Here is a 17,724-nt window from a genome sequence, read left to right as displayed (position 1 = left end):
ATATTTCCGGCAAACGGGGACGCGGCAGCATAAATCTTGTGTATGCTATCGTCATGGCCCGGCGGTGCACTATCTGAAAGACTGGCCGCATCGCCAGCTTCCTTTCCGGTCGCCGGCGATGCGGCCGGACCAATTGTTCGCAGCCGCGCCGTTTGAAGGGTGAGACCCGGCGGTGCGGCAACCGGCCCGGCACGGGCCGTTTTGAGAGAGAGGGAACCGACATGAAACGCATTCTGACCTTGACCGGCGCATTGGCGCTCGCCGCCTTTACCGCGGCCCAGTCCGCCTCGGCGGCGCCTGTGGTCGTCTCCTCCAAGATCGACACCGAGGGCGGCGTTCTTGGCAACATCATTCTCCAGACGCTTCAGGCCAACGATATCCCGACGGAAAACAAGATCCAGCTCGGCGCCACGCCGATCGTCCGTCAGGCGATCACGGAAGGCCAGATCGACATCTATCCGGAATATACCGGCAATGCCGCCTTCTTCTACAACAAGGCCGACCTGCCGATCTGGAAGAATGCCGAGGAAGGCTATCAGGAGGCGAAGAAGCTCGACTATGACGCCGAGAAGATCGTCTGGCTGACGCCGGCCAATGCCAACAACACCTGGGCGATCGCGATCCGCAGCGAAATCGCCGACGACAACAAGCTGACCGATCTTTCCGAACTCGGCAAATATGTCGCCGACGGCGGCGACATCAAGCTCGCGGCCTCCTCCGAATTCGTGACCTCGCCGTCGGCGCTGCCGGCGTTCGAGGCGGCCTATGGCTTCCATCTGGGCTCCGACCAGCTGATCACGCTTTCGGGCGGCGATACGGCGGCAACGATCGCGGCCGCCGCCAAGCAGACCTCCGGCGCCAATGCCGCCATGGTCTACGGCACGGACGGCGGCATCGCGCCTTCCGGCCTGAAGGTGATGGAAGACGACAAGGGCGTGCAGCCGGTCTACCTGCCGACCCCGATCATCCGCGAGGCGCGCCTTGAGGAATATCCGCAGATCGCCGAAATCCTGAAACCGGTGTTCGAGGCGCTCGACCTTGAAACCCTGCAGGACCTCAACGGCCGCGTCCAGGTCGGCGGCGAACCGGCCGATGCGGTTGCCAGGGAGTTCCTGACGCTGAACGGGTTTGTGAAGTAAGAGCGGGGTTCCGGCCTCGCCGCAAAGCCCCCCAATAATCTCCCCCCTTGAGGGGGCGAATTGCATATGGGGCGAGCGGCTTGCTCCCAATACTCTCTCCCGCTTGCGGGAGAGATGCCCCGAAAGGGGCAGTGAGGGTGATGCAGCATGTCATCCCGTGAGAGCGTTCGTGAGGATAGATTCCCCCCTCACTGTCGCTTTCGCGACATCTCTCCCCTCCGGGGCGAGAAGGCCTGGGGGCTATGCGGTGAAGCCATATGCGATACGCTACCCTCAAAAGGGGGAGATTGAAGGAGCATATATCACCCCCGCCATAGTGGAATACCGACCGAAAGGCGGAATATGTCAGCCATCACCGAGACAGAGACGAGCACCGCCTTAAGGCTCGACAAGCTCGGCGTCATCGTCGCGGCGATCGCGCTCGTCGGCCTCGTCCTGCAGCCCTTTGCGCTGTCACGGGCCAACCGCATCGTCTCCGCAGATGGCGTGATGGTCTGGGCGGCGCTGCCGCTGTGGCAGGCGGTCGCGCTGATCGCCTTCGTGCTTGCCGTGGTCCTTGTCATTCTGATCAGGACGCCGGTGAACCTCCGGCTTGCCGCCAGCATCGCGGCGATTACAGCACTCGCCGTCATGGTCGGCAGGTCCGGCGCTTTTCTGATGCCGGACGACAATCCCTATGCCCGGATTTCGCCGGGCGGCGGCTTCTGGGTCATGCTGTTTGCGTTCTCGATCGCGATGGCGGATGCGATCGTGCGCAAGCAGCTTTCGCCATTGCTGCGCATCGCGTTCCTGGCGGCCGCGATGGCCGCGATCGGGGTCCTGCTGTGGTCCGGGGCCTGGGACGCGCTTTCGATCATCAAGGAATATGACAACCGCGCCGATGCCTTCTGGCGCGAGGGCCGCATCCATGTGGCGCTTGCCTTCGGCTCGCTTTCTGCGGCGACGGTGGTCGGCATTCCCGTGGGCATATTGTGCTTTCGCGCGCCGAAGGTGCGCGCCGGCATTCTCAACAGCCTGAACGTGTTGCAGACGATTCCCTCGATCGCGCTGTTCGGCCTGCTGATCGCGCCGCTTGCCTGGATCGGCCGCACCGTGCCGGGGGCGGCCGAAATCGGGATCGCCGGGATCGGCTTTGCGCCGGCGATCGTGGCGCTGTTTGCCTATTCGCTGCTGCCGGTGGTTTCCAACACGGTCGCCGGCCTCGACAGCGTGCCGCGCGATGCCCGGGAAGCCGCGCGCGGCATGGGCATGACCGGACGGCAATTGCTGTTCCAGATCGAGCTGCCGCTTGCCTTTCCGGTCATCCTTACCGGCATCCGCATCGTGCTGGTGCAGAATATCGGACTGGCGGTGATCGCCGGGCTGATCGGCGGCGGCGGCTTCGGCACCTTCGTGTTTCAGGGCATCGGTCAGACGGCGACCGACCTGGTGCTGCTCGGCGCGCTGCCGGTGGTCGGCATGGCGTTTGCCGCCGCCATCATTCTCGATGCGCTTGTGGAAATCAGCCAGACGAAAAGGGACCGCGCCCATGATTGAGATCGACGCCATCACCAAGGTCTACGGCGAGGCGCGCGCCGTGGACAATGTCTCGCTCACCGTCGAGCGCGGCGAACTTGCCGCCATCGTCGGCACCTCCGGCTCCGGCAAGACCACGCTGATGCGGATGATCAACCGGCTTGTCGAGCCCACCTCCGGCACGATCCGCATCGATGGCCGCGACAACCGCGAGCTGCCGGACTATGAGCTGCGGCGCGGCATCGGCTATGCCATTCAGGGCCACGGCCTGTTTCCGCACCGCACGGTCGCCGAGAACATCGCGACCGTGCCGAAACTCCTCGGCTGGGACAGGAAGAGGCGCGACGACCGCGTCGATGAGCTGCTGACCCTCTTCAACCTCGAGCCCGCGCTCTATCGCGACCGCATGCCGCAGCAGCTTTCCGGTGGCCAGAAGCAGCGCATCGGCGTTGCCCGCGCGCTTGCCGCCGAACCGGCGCTGTTGTTGATGGACGAACCCTTCGGCGCGCTCGACCCGATCATCCGCGCCAAGGCGCAGGAGGACCTGCTGAAGATCCAGCGACAGTTCTCCACCACCGTCGTGCTGGTGACCCACGACATGGACGAGGCCATCCTGCTCGGCCACCGGATCGCCGTGATGCATGAGGGCAAGCTTCTGCAATATGCGACGCCCGCCGAAATCATCGCCCATCCGGCATCCGATTTCGTCAATGAACTGCTCGGCACCGGCGACAAGGCGTTCCGCATGCTGTCGCTGACGGCCTCGGGGCAATTGGTGGAGGACGGCCCCGCCGAGGGCGCGCCGATTGCCGACACCGCGAGCCTCAGGGATGCGCTGGCGCAGATCCTCTGGTCCGGTCGCGATGCCGTGCCGGTGGAACGCGACGGGGTCATCATCGGCCGCATCACCCGCGAACAACTCCTGCTGCGGGCGGAAGGTCCGGCTTCATGAAGCTTGCCATGCTGACAAGGCTGGCGCTTCTGGCGCTGCTCGTGACCTTCATCGTCACGCCTCAGACGTTCGCGCCGGTGTTCGAGCCGTTCACCCGGAACGGCGCGCCGGCGATCTATACCCAGACCAGCATCCTGTCGCTGACGCTCAGCCATCTTGCGCTTGTGGGGCTGGCGACGCTCGCCGCGACGCTGTTTGCCGTCAGCCTCGCGATTGTCGTGACCCGGCCTTTCGGCGTCGAATTTCTGCCGCTATCGCGCTCGATCGCCAATATCGGCCAGACCTTTCCGCCGGTCGCGGTCCTCGCCCTTGCCGTGCCGGTGTTCGGTTTCGGGCCGGTCCCGACGCTGATCGCGCTGTTTCTCTACGGCCTGCTGCCGATCTTCGAGAACGCGCTGACGGGGCTCACCAACCTGCCGGGCAATGTCGCGGAGGCCGCGCGCGGCGTCGGAATGACGGGATGGCAGCGGCTGACGCAGGTGGAATTCCCGCTGGCGTTCCCCGTCATCCTCGCCGGCATCCGGCTTTCGGTGGTGATCTCGCTGGCAACGGCGACCATCGGATCGACGGTGGCGGCCAAGACGCTTGGCGAGGTCATCATTGCCGGACTTCTGTCCAACAACACCGCATTCGTGCTGCAGGGCGGCCTTGTGGTCGGCGTGCTGGCGCTACTCATCCATGACGGCCTGGTGATGGTCGAACGCGCCATGGCGCGGCGTACCGGGCGGCAGGGGTAGCGGAATAAAATCCCCGACTGCTGACAAAGCAATATGCTTTGACCATCATTTGTCATCAGCCCTTCGTTCTCGTGTCATGCTCGGGCTTGACCCGAGCATACATGCGGCTTATGTCATTGAATTTGCTAAGGTTTACAACGCCCCTGCCGAGCGTCCTGGATCCTCGGGTCAAGCACGAGGATGACGCGGAATGTGGGGAGACGTTGAAAGCAAACTGGAATCCTACGCCGCCTGAACCGTTTTCAGGACTTGGCATCCTCGAACCGCTGCCAGATACCGTCAAGCGCCTTCGACAGCGCCCGATAGGCCCCATCTTCCTTCAGATGCGCCAGCACCTGTTCGTTGGTGCCGCCGCGGGTGGCGGATTCTTTGGTGAGGTCGGCGAAGGAATGCTCCGGCGCATTTCTGGCCGTGGCGGCGAGCGCGTAGAAGACCGCGCCGGAAAACGCCCGGGCCTTGTCCTCCGGCACGTTCTTCGCGGCCAGCCAGTCGGAAATCGTCTCATAATAGGCGAATGCCCCGGCCAGTGTCGCGGTGGCGACGCAGAGCGCCTGATATTCCTCCGCCGTTTCGACCGCGACGGGCGTGCCGAGCGGTTCGAACAGGGCCACGACCTCCTGATGCGGCGGAAAGATCGGCGTCGGGCCGCCATGGAAGGCGACCGCAGGGAGCGGCGTCACCAGCGTGACCTTTTGCGCGGGCTTAACCAGTCTTTCGATCTGTTCCACGCCATAGGTCGCCATGAACGACAGCACATGATGGGCCGGGCCGAATTTGAGGCCTTCGAGAATTTCGCCGGCATCCTGCGGGCGCAGCGCCAGGCAGACCATCTCCGCTCCGTCGATGACATCCTGGTTGCTGCCCGCGACCGCGACATTGTCAAACCGTCCGGCAAGGTCGCGCGCGATCTCTTCATTGCGCGGCGAGACGAGGATCGTCGGCTTTTCGCCCTCGATCGTGGACAGGCCGGTAACGACGGCCCGGGTGATTTCGCCGGTTCCGATGAATCCGATTGTCATGGCGCGCTCCTTTGCTGTTTCGCCCGCACCATAGAAAGCATGCGCCGGTTTGAAAACGCCCGAGAGGAAAAAGAAGAGCCGCCGGTATGCGCCGGCGGTTCATTTTCTTGCGAAGTCCTCTTACCCAGTTCCGTCATGCCGGCCTCGAGCCGGCCTCCAGGGCTGCATGGCAATGCCCTTGCGACGAGATATGCCCGCCACATCGCCCTGGACCCCGGATCAAGTCCGGGGTGACGGAGAAGAAGGAGGGCTCTAGGCTGCGCGGGCGGTCTTCAGCGCATTGGTCCACCAGACGAGATCGTCGGTCATCGTCGTGGCGCTATCGATCAGATAGGGGAAATCCGCCATGGTCTTGCCTTCGCGCAGGATGCCGAGCAGTTCGCTCATGCCGATATGGACATTGTATTTCAGCGAGGCGACCTGAAGCTCGGCCAGGATCAGGCGCAATTGCTCGACCGCGCGGGCGCCGCCGGTGCCGCCATAGGCGATGAAGGTGGCGGGCTTGCGGTTGAATTCCTTGTAGGCATAGTCGAGCGCGTTCTTCAAAACGCCGGTCACGCTGTGGTTATATTCGGCGACGGTGAAGACGAAGCCGTCGAGGCTGTCGAGCTTTTCGCCCCAGCGGCGGGCAACCTCGTTTTCCGGCGGCACCCATGCCGGCGACATCTTCTCCTCGAAAAACGGCATCGGATAATCGCGCAGGTCGACGACCTCGAAATCCGCGTCGTCGCGGTCCTTGACGATGTCGAGATACCAGTTGAGCGGATGGTCTGCGAAACGCCCTTCGCGGGTGCTGCCGACGATGATGCCGATCCTGGGTCTGGTCACGGGAAACTCCTTGGTTATGAACAGTAACCAGGGAGATAATCGTAACCGGAAACGCCCGCAAGACGGCACTTTTTCATGCCTCGCTTACCTTCGGGTAACCGCGTCCTGCTTCGCCAGATCGAAGGCGATCTGCGAGCGATAGATGTCCTTGGCGTTTTCCTTGGTCCACATAAACAGCGGCAACATCGCCTGCTGCAGCCCGACGCCCCGCTCCGAAAGGGCATATTCGACACGCGGCGGAATGGTCGGATAAACGGTGCGGATCACGAGCCCGTCACGCTCAAGATTTCGGAGCGTGACGGTGAGCATCCGCTGCGAAATGCCGCCGATGGCGCGGTGCAGTTCCTTGAAACGGATCGGCTCGCCCTCCGCCAGAACGCGCAGCACAAGAATGGTCCACTTGTCGCCGATGCGCGATAAAAGGTTACTGATCGGGCGGCAGTCTTCCGGCAGGTGATCGGGATGCATGGCGGGCGCTCCGGTTACGTTTGGTGCGCAGGTTACCGGAACAACGGCCTATTACAAACAGGAACTTTCACTACAGTCTTCTTACTTTTGTGCGGCCGGGCAATTTTCGCGGACAATCTCGAGCGCCGTATCTGCGCCAATGCTGCTTATTAACCCGTTTTTCTTGTCGGTGCGAAAGGCTATATCATCCCCTTTCGCGTCGCTGAACAGCGTGGCAATCTCACGGGACTGAGCTTCGTCCACGATAAGAAGACTACCGAAACCTGGGATCTTCCCTGCAACGAAGCGGTATTTCACCACGCCTTGTCCTGCCCGAAATGACACCTCAGATGACGTATCGAACAGCATGAAACGTTCTGGCTGGAAGAAGAGAACAATTGCGCCTGACCTCGAACAGACGGCCCCAAGCGAAGCCTTGTCGAAATCGTCACCTACCTCCGAGACGATCGCCAGCGGCATGATGGTTCTGTCGAATGTATCCTGATGAAACTGTACGCTCCATCCCGGTTTCAGGTCATCCGCAAATGCCGTGACAGCAGTCAGCAGAAACAGGACTGCAAGAAACAACCGATACATGCTCCCTCCTCCCGGCCTTGAACGATAGAAGACCGGCAAAACGCCGGTCCCCATTATTGGGCAGCCAAGTCACGCAGCCTTCGTCCGGTTCTGCCGGTTCTCGATCAGGTCGTCGACGACGCCCGGATCGGCAAGGGTCGAGGTATCGCCGAGCGCGCCGAAATCGTCCTCGGCGATCTTGCGCAGGATGCGGCGCATGATCTTGCCGGAGCGGGTCTTCGGCAGGCCGGGGGCGAACTGGATCTTGTCGGGGGTCGCGATCGGACCGATCTCGGCGCGCACCCATTTGACCAGTTCCTGCCGCAGCGCCTCGTCGCCCTCATGATCGCTCATCAGGCTGACATAGCAATAGATGCCCTGGCCCTTGACCGGATGCGGATAGCCGACCACGGCGGCCTCGGAAACATAGTGATGCGAGACCAGCGCGCTTTCGATTTCCGCCGTACCCAGGCGGTGGCCGGAGACGTTGAGCACGTCGTCGACGCGGCCGGTGATCCAGTAATAGCCGTCCTCGTCGCGCCGGCAGCCGTCGCCGGTGAAATATTTGCCCTTGTAGGTGGAGAAATAGGTCTGGATGAAGCGGTTGTGGTCGCCATAGACCGAGCGCGCCTGTCCCGGCCAGCTATCGATGATGCAGAGATTGCCGTCGGCCACCCCTTCCAGCACCTTGCCGTCATTGTCGACGAGCTGCGGCTGAACCCCGAAAAACGGCGTTGTGGCGGAGCCCGGCTTCAGATCGGTCGCGCCCGGGAACGGGGTGATCATCATGCCGCCGGTCTCGGTCTGCCACCAGGTATCGACGATCGGGCAGCGCTCCTCGCCGACCACGCGGTAATACCACTCCCAGGCTTCCGGATTGATCGGCTCGCCGACCGAACCGAGCAGGCGCAGGCTCGCGCGCGACGACTTTTTCACCAGCTCGTCGCCGGCGCCCATCAGCGCGCGGATCGCGGTCGGGGCGGTATAGATGATGTTGACCTGATGCTTGTCGACCACTTCCCAGAACCGTCCGGCATCCGGGAAGGTCGGCACGCCCTCGAACATCAGCGTGGTGGCGCCATTGGCGAGCGGGCCGTAGACGATATAGGAATGTCCGGTGACCCAGCCAACATCGGCGGCGCACCAGAAGATCTCGCCATCCTTGTAGTCGAACACATATTCATGGGTCATCGAGGTCCAGACCAGATAACCGCCGGTGGTATGCAGCACACCCTTGGGCTTTCCGGTGGAGCCCGACGTGTAGAGGATGAACAGCGGGTCCTCAGCCTTCATCTTCACCGGCGGGCAATCGCCCTTGACGGTCTTGATCTCCTCGTGATGCCAGAGGTCGCGCCCGCGCGCCCAGCCGACCTTGCCGCCGGTGCGGCGGACACAGAGCACATGGTTGACCATGACATACTGCTTGGCGGCGATATCGATGGCGAGATCGACATTCTCCTTGAGCTGGATCGGTTTGCCGCCGCGCACGCCCTGGTCGCAGGTGATCACGAAGGTCGATTCGCAATCGACGATGCGGCCGGCCAGCGCCTCCGGCGAGAAACCCGCGAACACCACCGAGTGGATCGCGCCGATACGCGCGCAGGCGAGCATCGCATAGGCCGCCTCGGGGACCATCGGCATGTAGATCGTGACCCGGTCGCCCTTCTTGACGCCGTGCTTCTTCAGCACGTTCGCCATCCGGCAGACCTCGTCATAGAGCTGGTTGTAGGTGATCTTCTTATCGATATAGGGATTGTCGCCTTCCCAGATGATCGCGGTCTGTTCCCCGTGGGTCTTCAGGTGCCGGTCGATGCAGTTGTAGGAGACGTTGGTCTGGCCGTCCTCGAACCACTTGATCGAGACCCTGCCCTTGAACGAGGTATTCTTGACCTTGGTGTAGGGCTTGAACCAGTCGATCCTGCGGCCGTGCCGGTCCCAGAAGATTTCCGGCTCCTCGACGCTTTCCTTGTACCATTTGTCATATTTCGCAGCGTCGATCTTCGCGCGCGTGCTGGCCGATTTCGGCACCGGATAGGTTTTTGACGACATTCTTTCCTCCCAATAGCAATTCCAGGGGAACCGGTTCACCGTCCGGAATTGCGACAAATCAAATAAACGGGGGCATTTTCGCGATTCGAAGAAACGCGGAAAGGCTCCAAAACCGGGGTTCCTCCGTTGATTCCCATTCATACAGCCTGATGAGGCGAGTTCAATAAGACATTGGTCAATTGTCGTCTCTTGAATTGCAATCGCGCGGCTTTGGCTTTATATGAACGCCCATGATTTCCCGGAAATAGTGGCAAACACCCACGGACCGCGACCCCGGCGCGGACGATAGAAGGACTATATCCAATGGCGCAAAAGCTGCTTATGCCCAAGGCGACTGCCGTATGGCTCGTGGACAACACGGCCTTGTCGTTCGACCAGATTGCCGAACTGTGCGCGCTGCACCCGCTGGAGGTGAAGGCGATCGCCGACGGCGAGTCCGCGCAAGGCATCAAAGGCCTCGACCCGATCTCCACCGGCCAGCTTTCCCGCGACGAGATCGAGCGCGCGGAGAAAAACCCGAACCACAAGCTGAAGCTTTCCGAACCCAAGGTGCGGGTGCCGGAATCCAAGCGCAAGGGGCCGCGCTATACCCCGGTCTCCAAGCGCCAGGACCGTCCGAACGCGATCCTGTGGCTGGTGCGCAATCATCCCGAACTCAAGGATGCGCAGGTCTCCCGCCTCGTCGGCACCACCAAATCGACGATCGAGCAGATCCGCAACCGCACCCACTGGAACGCGGCCAATCTGACGCCGATGGATCCGGTGACGCTCGGCCTTTGCAGCCAGATCGATCTCGATCTCGAAGTCAGCAAATCCGCCAAGGATCGTCCGCTTCCCTCCGCCGAAGAGCTGGACAATGCGACGCTCGCCTCGGCCCATGAAACCGAAAATCTGAGTTCGGACAACGACAAGGGCATGTCCGCCGACGAGGTCTTCTCCCGTTTCGCCTCGCTTGGCAATTCGGTCAAGGATGACGAGGACGACGACGACCGGTAAGGCGCGTCCGGCTGAGGCTGGATCATTATCGATATATCGAGGGGGCGGAAGCCCCCTCTTTGCTGCCGGGCCGATTGACGGGGCATGGTCGCTCAGGCCGCGCGCTTGTCAAACGCGGCGCGGGCGCGGCTAATTTCATCCCCGTTTTCTTCGGTCCAGTTATAGAGCGCCAGAACATGCGCGCGCAGCGACAGCCCCAGCGACGTCAGCTCATACTCGACCCCGACCGGGGAGGTTGGCAGGACGTTGCGATCGACCACGCCATTGCGCTCGAGCTTGCGCAATGTATCGGTCAGCGCTTTCTGGCTGACGCCTTCAAGCTGCTTCCTGATCGCGTTGAACCGATGCGGGCCGTAACCGAGCATGGTCAGGACCATGATCGACCATTTGCCGGAAATCTGGTCGAGAATCTTCCGGTTGATGCAATCGACGTGGAATTTGGGACATTGCGACGGATCGTGAACCATGGTCACCTCATCTATACCTAGTCAAACCATAATGCCTTATTGACACTAGGTCCACAATTTATACCTATGCTGCCGAAAGTCCTCCCCAGACTGCAAAGGAAAGCAGATGTCCGCTCACTCAACCGAGGTCCTGTTCCGACCATTCAAGCTCAAATCGCTCGAACTGAAGAACCGGATCGTGATGGCGCCGATGACGCGCGGTTTTTCGCCCGAAGGCGTACCCGGTCAGAATGTCGCCGATTACTACCGTCGCCGCGCCGAAGGCGATGTCGGCCTGATCCTCTCCGAGGGGACGGTCATCGACCGCCCGACCTCCAAGAACCTTCCCGGCATTCCGAATTTTTACGGCGAAAAGTCGCTCGCCGGTTGGAAGAACGTGATCGACACCGTCCATGAAGCCGGCGGCAAAATGGGCCCGCAGATCTGGCATGTGGCCAACACCATCGCCTCCGCCGACTATCCGCCGAACCCGGACGAAACCGAAAGCCCCTCGGGCTTCGTCAAGCCCGGCGAGAGGCGCGGCCGCGCCATGAGCGAGGAGGACATCGCCGACACGATCGCCGCCTATGCCAAGGCTGCGGCAGACGCCGAGCGGCTTGGTTTCGACGTCGTCGAGATCCACGGCGCCCATGGCTACCTGATCGACCAGTTCTTCTGGCAGGGGCTGAACCTGCGCGACGACCGGTGGGGCGGCGCGTCGATCGCCGAGCGCGCCCGTTTCGGGGTCGAGGTGGTGAAGGCCGTTCGCGCCGCCGTTTCGCCCGACATGCCGGTGATCCTGCGTCTCAGCCAGTGGAAGCAGCAGGATTACGACGCCCGCATCGCCACCACGCCGGACGAGATGGCCGAATGGCTGGAGCCGCTGGTGGCGGCAGGCGCTGATATGCTGCATTGCTCGCAGCGCCGCTTCTGGGAAGCCGAATTCCCCGAAGTTGATGGCGAGGAAGGCCTCAACTTTGCCGGCTGGGCCAAGAAGATCACCGGCGTTCCGACGATCTCGGTCGGCTCGGTCGGCCTCAACGGCGCCGATTTCCTCGGCTGGTTCGGCGGCGCGGAGGCCGATGCCAGGACACCCGATCTCGCAAACCTGACGCGGCGGATGGAACGCGACGAGTTCGACCTGATCGCCGTCGGCCGCGCGCTGATCAGCGATCCCGAATGGGTGAAAAAGGTAAAAGCCGGCGAGACCGACAAGCTCGCCACGTTTTCACGTGAAACACTGGGCGAGCTCGCCTGAGCCTCGGCCGCTGGCTGATTTTCCGGCCGCCCGCATTCTGAACACAGCACCCGCATATGCTTCATGCGGGTGCCGAGCCGATCGGCCGCCCAAGCCATGGGGAATTGCATATGGCTTGCCGCATAGCCTCCAGATCTTCTCGCCCCGGAGGGGAGAGAGTATTGGGAGCAAGCCTTGATGCCCATATGCGATAGCCCTGCCACCCAAGCCATGTCCCGTCGCCTTTCTTTGTGCAAGCTGGTACCATTCTTCGACTTGGCAGCCTTCAATCTCCCGACGACAGGTTCCTGAAAAGACCATGCTTGACGAAGAAGACATCAGAACCCGGCTCCTCGGCCTCGAGCCCGGCGAATTTCACTTCCCCTCGCTCTATGGCGACGGCTGGAACCGGCTCTACATCGGCGACAAGGTGAAGATCGGGCGGGCGTTCCTGAATGCGGTGCGCAAGGGCAAATTCCCCGGAGTCGAAGACACCGGCCGCAAACAAGGCGGTGGAAGGGTCTATCTCAAGCGCGGCTGACGGTCAGGCCGAGTAATCCCGCTCGCCGAAGATCGCCGAGCCGACCCGCACGCTGGTGGCGCCAAAGGCGATGGCGATCTCGTAATCGCCGGACATGCCCATGGAGAGCTTGGGCACGCTGTTTTCAGTGGCGAGATCGGCGAGCAGCGCGAAATGAGGGCCGGGATTTTCACCGGCCGGCGGAATGCACATCAACCCCTCGATCCGAAGGCCGAGCTCGTCGCGGCAAAGCGCCAGAAAGGCTTCCGTTTCGCGCGGATCGATGCCGGCCTTCTGCGGCTCGTTGCCGGTATTGACCTGGACGTAGAGCTTGGGGGCCCTGCCCTGCTTTTCGATTTCCTTCGCAAGCGCGCGGGCGATCTTCTCGCGGTCGACGCTCTCGATCACATCGAACAGCTTCACCGCATCCTCGGCCTTGTTGGACTGCAGCGGGCCGATGAGATGAAGTTCGATATCCGGCGTCTCTTCCTTCAGCGCCGGCCATTTCTTCTGCGCTTCCTGCACCCGGTTTTCCCCGAAGACCCGCTGGCCGGCCGCAATCGCGGGGCGGATCGCGTCGGCTTCGTGGGTTTTTGAGACGGCGACGAGGGTGACGCCCGTGCGCTCGACCTCGTGTTCGGCGGCCCTGATCCGCCCCAGCACTTCTTCCAGATTTTCGCGCACACCCATGTCGTCACACCTCACATTTCCATTGCGGCGTCACCATATTGCAAAGGCCAGCGGCGAGGCAACGCCGGAAGGTCCGTTTCGGGGCCGTTTTGCTTGACGCTGAAGCGCTTTCATGGTGAAGCTCACCGCCAAAATCCCCAAGAAAAAGAACCGAGCAAATCCGACATGGCATCCGAACGTTATAATCCGCGTAAAGTCGAACCCCAGTGGCAGGGGCGGTGGAATGACGAGAACGTCTTCGTCACCGACAATGCCGACCCGCGCGAGACCTATTACGTGCTCGAAATGTTTCCCTATCCCTCGGGACGCATTCACATCGGCCATGTCCGCAACTACGCCATGGGCGACGTCGTTGCCCGTTACAAGCGGGCGCGCGGCTTCAACGTGCTGCATCCGATGGGCTGGGACGCCTTCGGCATGCCGGCGGAAAATGCCGCGATGCAGAACAAGGTCCACCCCAAGGACTGGACCTACGACAACATCGCCACCATGCGCAGCCAGCTGAAATCCATGGGCCTGTCGCTCGACTGGACCCGGGAATTCGCGACCTGCGATGTCGAATACTACCAGCGCCAGCAGCATCTGTTTCTGGACATGCTGGAAAAGGGGCTGGTCTACCGCAAGCAATCAAAAGTCAACTGGGACCCGGTCGACATGACCGTGCTCGCCAACGAACAGGTGATCGAGGGCCGTGGCTGGCGCTCGGGCGCGCTTGTCGAGCAACGCGAACTGGTTCAATGGTTCTTCAAGATCACTGACTTTGCCCAGGACCTGCTGGACGCGCTCGACACGCTCGATCACTGGCCGGAAAAGGTCCGGCTGATGCAGAAGAACTGGATCGGCCGCTCCGAGGGCCTGATGATCCGCTGGGATATCGCCAGCGGCAATGCCGGCGGCATGGAAGACGTCACCGTTTACACCACGCGTCCGGACACGATCTTCGGCGCCTCGTTCCTGGCGATCTCCGCCGATCATCCGCTGGCGAAGCAGGCGGCAAAGCACGATGAGAAGGTCGCGGCCTTCTGCGAGGAGACGCGGCGCGCCGGCACATCGCTGGCCGCGCTCGAAACCGCCGAGAAGAAGGGCGTCGACACCGGCATCACCGTGCGTCACCCCTTCGATGAAAACTGGGAACTGCCGGTCTATGTCGCCAATTTCGTGCTGATGGATTACGGCACGGGCGCGATCTTCGGCTGCCCGGCCGGCGACCAGCGCGACCTCGACTTTGCCCGCAAATACGACCTGCCGGTCACGCCGATCGTGATGCCGAAGGATGGCGATGCGGCGAGCTTCACCATTGGCGACGAAGCCTATACCGATGACGGCGTGATGATCAATTCGCGCTTCCTCGACGGTATGGGTACGACCGAAGCCTTTGAAACCATTGCAGAAAAACTGGAGGCTGAGACCGTTCGCGGCGCTCCCCGCGGCGAACGCAAGGTCAATTTCCGGCTGCGTGACTGGGGCATTTCCCGCCAGCGCTACTGGGGTTGCCCGATCCCGGTGATCCATTGCGACGATTGCGGCGTCATCCCCGTGCCAAAGGCCGACCTGCCGGTGAAACTGCCGGACGACATCGATTTCGAAAAGCCCGGCAACCCGCTCGACCGTCATCCGACCTGGCGCGATGTCGCCTGTCCGCATTGCGGCAAGCCCGCGCGGCGCGAGACCGACACGATGGACACGTTCGTGGATTCGAGCTGGTACTATACCCGCTTCACCGCGCCGCACGAGGATGCTCCGACCGACCCGGCCATCGCCGATCGCTGGCTGCCTGTCGACCAGTATATCGGCGGTATCGAGCACGCGATCCTGCACCTGCTCTATTCGCGGTTCTTTACCCGGGCGATGAAGGCGACGGGCCATGTCAGCCATGACGAGCCGTTCAAGGGCCTGTTCACCCAGGGCATGGTGGTGCACGAGACCTATCGTCTCGGCGGCAGCGGTACTGCGGGACGCTGGGTCTCGCCGACCGATGTGCGGTTCGAGGAGAATGATGGCGTCCGCAAGGCCTATCTCATTGAAACCGGCGAGGAAGTGACGATCGGCTCGATCGAGAAGATGTCGAAGTCGAAGAAAAACGTCATCGATCCGGACGATATCCTGGCGACCTATGGCGCCGATACCGCGCGCTTCTTCGTGCTGTCCGACTCACCACCAGACCGCGACGTGGTCTGGACCGAGGCCGGCGTGCAGGGCACGTTCCGCTTCGTACAGCGCATCTGGCGGCTGGTTTCCGAGGCAGCACCGGCGCTTGCCGGCGTCGAGGCGAAGCCCGGTGCAAACGACAAGGCATTGGAGATTTCCCGCGCCGCCCACAAGACGCTGAAGGCCGTCGCCTCCGATATCGAGGCGCTGGCCTTCAACAAGGCGATCGCCCGCATCTATGAACTGGTCAACGTGCTGGCAGCGCCGTTGACGGACGCGGCCGAGGGCAAGGCGGATGCTGAAATGCTCTCCGCGCTGAAGCAGGCGAGCCTGTTCCTGACCCATTGCTTCGCGCCGATGATGCCGCATCTGGCAGAAGAATGCTGGAAGGTGCTCGAAGGTAGGGGTATGATCGCCATGGCCGCATGGCCCGCCTATGAAGCGGGCCTGACAGCCGACAATGAGATCACCCTGCCGGTGCAGGTGAACGGCAAGAAGCGCGGCGAACTGACCGTCGCCCGCGATGCCGATCAGGACAGCATCAAAGCCGCGGTGATGGAACTGGAAGCGGTGGCGCGCGCGCTGGAAGGCAAAACGCCGAAGAAGGTGATCGTCGTGCCGCAAAGGATCGTGAATGTTGTTGTCTGACCGTCTTTTCCGCGCCGCGCTGCCGGCAGCGGCCCTTGCCGCCCTGATGGCGCTTTCCGCCTGCCAGGTCCGCCCGCTTTACGGCGGCGCGGAGGGCACGGCTCTGAATGCCAAGATGCACCAGCTCGCGTTCAACACGCCGACGACGCCGGTGGCGCAATATGTGCTGAACGACCTGATATTCATGACCGCGGGCGGTCTCGGCGAGAGCGCCGATCCGAAATACGACGTGAATGTTTCGGCCTTCGCCGTGACCTCCGAGGTGCTGGTCGACGATTCCTCCGACACGGCAAGCGCCGGGCGTACCATCGTCACGGCGGATTACGCGCTGCGGCGGCGCTCCGACAGCAAGCTGCTCGCCTCGGGCCGCCGCACCGGCATTGCGCTCGTCGATTTCCCGTCCCAGGAATTCGCCCGCCTGCGCGCTATCCGCGATGCCCAGCAGCGCGCTGCGAAAGAAGTGGCCGAGATCATCAATGCCGATCTCGCCATAGCGCTCAACAAGGAGCCCCCGGAGGTTCTGCCGCCCGCCCCTGCCCCGCAATAATTCACGGCCCCGATGACCGAGATAAAATCCCATCAGTTTGACGGCTTTCTCAGGCAGGATGCGCGCAAATACCGGGTTTTTCTGGTCTATGGCCCGGATCGCGGCCTTGTCAGCGAACGCGCATCGCTGATTGCCGCGGGCACCGGCGTGCCGCTCGATGACGCGTTCGCGGTGATGAAGCTCGACAGCGGCGATATCGATGCCGGGCGGATCATGGACGAGATGAACGCGATCGGCCTGTTCGGCGGCGAAAGGCTGGTCTGGGTCCGCGCCGGCGGCAATGACAAGGCCCTGGCGGATGTGTTGCGAATGCTGGCGGAGGGCCCGCCTGAAAGCGCGTCGCTGATCATCGAGGCCGGCGAACTGCGCAAGGGCACGGCGATGCGCAAGGCCGCCGAGAGCGCCCGCACCGTCGCCGCCATTCCCTGTTACGCCGACGACGCGCGCGCCCTCAACGCATTGATCGATCAGGCGCTTTCCGACGCCTCATTGAGGATCACGCCGCCGGCGCGGCATCTGCTGCTGTCACTGATCGGCGGCGACAGGCTGGCGACGCGCAACGAGATCGACAAGCTGGTGCTTTATGGCCGCGGCCTGGATGTGATCACCGAGGAGCATGTCGCCGCCGTGATCGGCGATGCCAGCGCGATCTCTGCCGACGATGCGGTCGATGCCGTGCTTTCGGGCGATATGGCGGCGCTGCGCCATGCCATGGCCAAGACGGCACAATCGAAAACGCCGATTTTCCTGATCCTGAACGGCTGTATCCGGCAGTTTCACCTTCTCGACCAGATGCGCGCCGAGATGGAGGGCAAGCGCCTGCCCGCAAGCCAAGTGATGCAGACCCACGGGCGGCATATCTTCTTCAAGCGAAAGCCGATCTTCGAACGCGCCCTCGCCTCCTGGAACGGCGCGGCGACGGCGCGGGCGCTGCGGCTGCTGGCCGATACCGTGCTGAAGACGCGGCAATATCCGGAGCTCGAGGAAAGCATCGCGATGCAGACGCTGCTCTCGCTCGCGCTGCGGTCAAACCGGGCGGCTATGCGGAACTGACCTTGGAGTGACGGGCAAGGTTGAGCCTGCGGTTCGTTGACAAATGCCGTAGCAATGGCAGCGTTCCCTCCCTCTCCGTCACCCCGGACTTGATCCGGGGTCCAGGGCCGCTCCGACAGGCGCATGAAAAGGTCCTTGTCGCAAAGACGTTACCATAAAGTCCTGGATCCCGGATCA

Annotated in this window: 17 protein-coding genes; 10 read left to right on the top strand and 7 right to left on the bottom strand. The window is 62.5% G+C overall.

All coding sequences use genetic code 11. The features are described from left to right. Positions 1-221 precede the first annotated feature (221 nt). The 4 genes from osmF (at position 222) to HQ843_RS05535 (ending at position 4,343) form a co-directional block, all read left to right on the top strand. Entirely contained in the window at positions 222-1,139 is a 918-nt protein-coding gene (gene osmF, locus HQ843_RS05550; protein WP_180899454.1) for a glycine betaine ABC transporter substrate-binding protein OsmF, read from the top strand. Positions 1,140-1,481: 342 nt separating this feature from the next. Continuing rightward, positions 1,482-2,675: an ABC transporter permease gene (locus HQ843_RS05545; RefSeq protein ID WP_180899455.1), complete on the top strand. Its 1,194-nt coding sequence runs from the start codon at positions 1,482-1,484 to the stop codon at positions 2,673-2,675. Continuing rightward, on the top strand, positions 2,668-3,606 hold the full coding sequence (locus HQ843_RS05540; RefSeq protein ID WP_180899456.1) for an ABC transporter ATP-binding protein: 939 nt from the start codon (positions 2,668-2,670) through the stop codon (positions 3,604-3,606). The genes HQ843_RS05545 and HQ843_RS05540 overlap by 8 nt, the downstream gene beginning before the upstream one ends. An 8-nt stretch (positions 3,607-3,614) precedes the next feature. Beyond that, positions 3,615-4,343, top strand: coding sequence for an ABC transporter permease (locus HQ843_RS05535; RefSeq protein WP_371822198.1), 729 nt, complete (start codon positions 3,615-3,617; stop codon positions 4,341-4,343). A 242-nt stretch (positions 4,344-4,585) separates the two neighbouring features. On the opposite strand, the gene HQ843_RS05530 is transcribed toward HQ843_RS05535, so the two are convergent. The 5 genes from HQ843_RS05530 to acs form a co-directional block, all read right to left on the bottom strand. Next, a complete protein-coding gene (locus tag HQ843_RS05530) occupies positions 4,586-5,362 on the bottom strand; it encodes a pyrroline-5-carboxylate reductase (RefSeq protein WP_180899458.1) in 777 nt (258 codons plus the stop codon). A 252-nt stretch (positions 5,363-5,614) separates the two neighbouring features. Then, positions 5,615-6,190 carry an NADPH-dependent FMN reductase gene (locus HQ843_RS05525; protein WP_180899459.1) on the bottom strand — a complete coding sequence of 192 codons (576 nt, stop codon included), beginning with the start codon at positions 6,188-6,190 and terminating at the stop codon, positions 5,615-5,617. Between the two features lie 84 nt (positions 6,191-6,274). Beyond that, positions 6,275-6,658: a winged helix-turn-helix transcriptional regulator gene (locus HQ843_RS05520; RefSeq protein WP_180899460.1), complete on the bottom strand. Its 384-nt coding sequence runs from the start codon at positions 6,656-6,658 to the stop codon at positions 6,275-6,277. An 81-nt stretch (positions 6,659-6,739) separates the two neighbouring features. After that, the gene (locus tag HQ843_RS05515) at positions 6,740-7,234 is read right to left on the bottom strand and encodes a hypothetical protein (RefSeq protein WP_180899461.1); all 495 of its coding nucleotides are present in this window, start codon (positions 7,232-7,234) and stop codon (positions 6,740-6,742) included. A gap of 69 nt (positions 7,235-7,303) precedes the next feature. Continuing rightward, positions 7,304-9,262: an acetate--CoA ligase gene (acs, locus tag HQ843_RS05510; protein WP_180899462.1), complete on the bottom strand. Its 1,959-nt coding sequence runs from the start codon at positions 9,260-9,262 to the stop codon at positions 7,304-7,306. Positions 9,263-9,565: 303 nt separating this feature from the next. Between acs and HQ843_RS05505 the strand changes: the two genes are divergently transcribed. Then, positions 9,566-10,258 (top strand): DUF1013 domain-containing protein, encoded by a 693-nt coding sequence (locus tag HQ843_RS05505; protein WP_180899463.1) that lies wholly within the window; start codon positions 9,566-9,568, stop codon positions 10,256-10,258. 92 nt (positions 10,259-10,350) lie between these two features. Here the strand turns inward: HQ843_RS05505 and HQ843_RS05500 are convergent, their stop codons facing one another. Next, positions 10,351-10,725, bottom strand: a complete 375-nt coding sequence (locus tag HQ843_RS05500; protein WP_180899464.1) for a winged helix-turn-helix transcriptional regulator — start codon at positions 10,723-10,725, stop codon at positions 10,351-10,353. A gap of 106 nt (positions 10,726-10,831) precedes the next feature. Between HQ843_RS05500 and HQ843_RS05495 the strand changes: the two genes are divergently transcribed. Then, the gene (locus tag HQ843_RS05495; RefSeq protein WP_180899465.1) at positions 10,832-11,962 is read left to right on the top strand and encodes an NADH:flavin oxidoreductase; all 1,131 of its coding nucleotides are present in this window, start codon (positions 10,832-10,834) and stop codon (positions 11,960-11,962) included. A 298-nt stretch (positions 11,963-12,260) separates the two neighbouring features. Beyond that, positions 12,261-12,482, top strand: a complete 222-nt coding sequence (locus HQ843_RS05490; RefSeq protein ID WP_180899466.1) for a DUF1413 domain-containing protein — start codon at positions 12,261-12,263, stop codon at positions 12,480-12,482. A gap of 3 nt (positions 12,483-12,485) precedes the next feature. On the opposite strand, the gene HQ843_RS05485 is transcribed toward HQ843_RS05490, so the two are convergent. Then, positions 12,486-13,151 carry a YggS family pyridoxal phosphate-dependent enzyme gene (locus HQ843_RS05485; RefSeq protein ID WP_180899467.1) on the bottom strand — a complete coding sequence of 222 codons (666 nt, stop codon included), beginning with the start codon at positions 13,149-13,151 and terminating at the stop codon, positions 12,486-12,488. Between the two features lie 165 nt (positions 13,152-13,316). On the opposite strand from HQ843_RS05485, the gene leuS reads away from it, so the two are divergent. Genes leuS through holA form a run of 3 tightly spaced genes read left to right on the top strand, consistent with a single transcriptional unit; the run spans position 13,317 to position 17,547 of the window. Beyond that, positions 13,317-15,947 carry a leucine--tRNA ligase gene (gene leuS, locus HQ843_RS05480; protein WP_180899468.1) on the top strand — a complete coding sequence of 877 codons (2,631 nt, stop codon included), beginning with the start codon at positions 13,317-13,319 and terminating at the stop codon, positions 15,945-15,947. Beyond that, positions 15,934-16,494 carry a hypothetical protein gene (locus tag HQ843_RS05475; protein ID WP_180899469.1) on the top strand — a complete coding sequence of 187 codons (561 nt, stop codon included), beginning with the start codon at positions 15,934-15,936 and terminating at the stop codon, positions 16,492-16,494. Before leuS ends, HQ843_RS05475 begins: the two co-directional genes overlap by 14 nt. A gap of 12 nt (positions 16,495-16,506) precedes the next feature. Next, positions 16,507-17,547: a DNA polymerase III subunit delta gene (holA, locus tag HQ843_RS05470; RefSeq protein WP_180899470.1), complete on the top strand. Its 1,041-nt coding sequence runs from the start codon at positions 16,507-16,509 to the stop codon at positions 17,545-17,547. Positions 17,548-17,724 lie beyond the last annotated feature (177 nt).

The sequence above is a fragment of the Martelella sp. NC20 genome (assembly GCF_013459645.1).
Taxonomy (GTDB): Bacteria; Pseudomonadota; Alphaproteobacteria; order Rhizobiales; family Rhizobiaceae; genus Martelella.
The sequence above is the reverse complement of the archived record's forward strand: the minus strand, read 5'-3'. Positions and strand labels throughout refer to the sequence as shown.

Coding starts and splice junctions, on each gene's coding strand:
- osmF (WP_180899454.1), top strand. CDS start 222: ATGAAACGCATTCTGACCTTGACCGGCGCATTGGCGCTCGCCGCCTTT.
- HQ843_RS05545 (WP_180899455.1), top strand. CDS start 1,482: ATGTCAGCCATCACCGAGACAGAGACGAGCACCGCCTTAAGGCTCGAC.
- HQ843_RS05540 (WP_180899456.1), top strand. CDS start 2,668: ATGATTGAGATCGACGCCATCACCAAGGTCTACGGCGAGGCGCGCGCC.
- HQ843_RS05535 (WP_371822198.1), top strand. CDS start 3,615: ATGCTGACAAGGCTGGCGCTTCTGGCGCTGCTCGTGACCTTCATCGTC.
- HQ843_RS05530 (WP_180899458.1), bottom strand. CDS start 5,362: ATGACAATCGGATTCATCGGAACCGGCGAAATCACCCGGGCCGTCGTT.
- HQ843_RS05520 (WP_180899460.1), bottom strand. CDS start 6,658: ATGCATCCCGATCACCTGCCGGAAGACTGCCGCCCGATCAGTAACCTT.
- HQ843_RS05515 (WP_180899461.1), bottom strand. CDS start 7,234: ATGTATCGGTTGTTTCTTGCAGTCCTGTTTCTGCTGACTGCTGTCACG.
- acs (WP_180899462.1), bottom strand. CDS start 9,262: ATGTCGTCAAAAACCTATCCGGTGCCGAAATCGGCCAGCACGCGCGCG.
- HQ843_RS05505 (WP_180899463.1), top strand. CDS start 9,566: ATGGCGCAAAAGCTGCTTATGCCCAAGGCGACTGCCGTATGGCTCGTG.
- HQ843_RS05500 (WP_180899464.1), bottom strand. CDS start 10,725: ATGGTTCACGATCCGTCGCAATGTCCCAAATTCCACGTCGATTGCATC.
- HQ843_RS05495 (WP_180899465.1), top strand. CDS start 10,832: ATGTCCGCTCACTCAACCGAGGTCCTGTTCCGACCATTCAAGCTCAAA.
- HQ843_RS05490 (WP_180899466.1), top strand. CDS start 12,261: ATGCTTGACGAAGAAGACATCAGAACCCGGCTCCTCGGCCTCGAGCCC.
- HQ843_RS05485 (WP_180899467.1), bottom strand. CDS start 13,151: ATGGGTGTGCGCGAAAATCTGGAAGAAGTGCTGGGGCGGATCAGGGCC.
- leuS (WP_180899468.1), top strand. CDS start 13,317: ATGGCATCCGAACGTTATAATCCGCGTAAAGTCGAACCCCAGTGGCAG.
- HQ843_RS05475 (WP_180899469.1), top strand. CDS start 15,934: ATGTTGTTGTCTGACCGTCTTTTCCGCGCCGCGCTGCCGGCAGCGGCC.
- holA (WP_180899470.1), top strand. CDS start 16,507: ATGACCGAGATAAAATCCCATCAGTTTGACGGCTTTCTCAGGCAGGAT.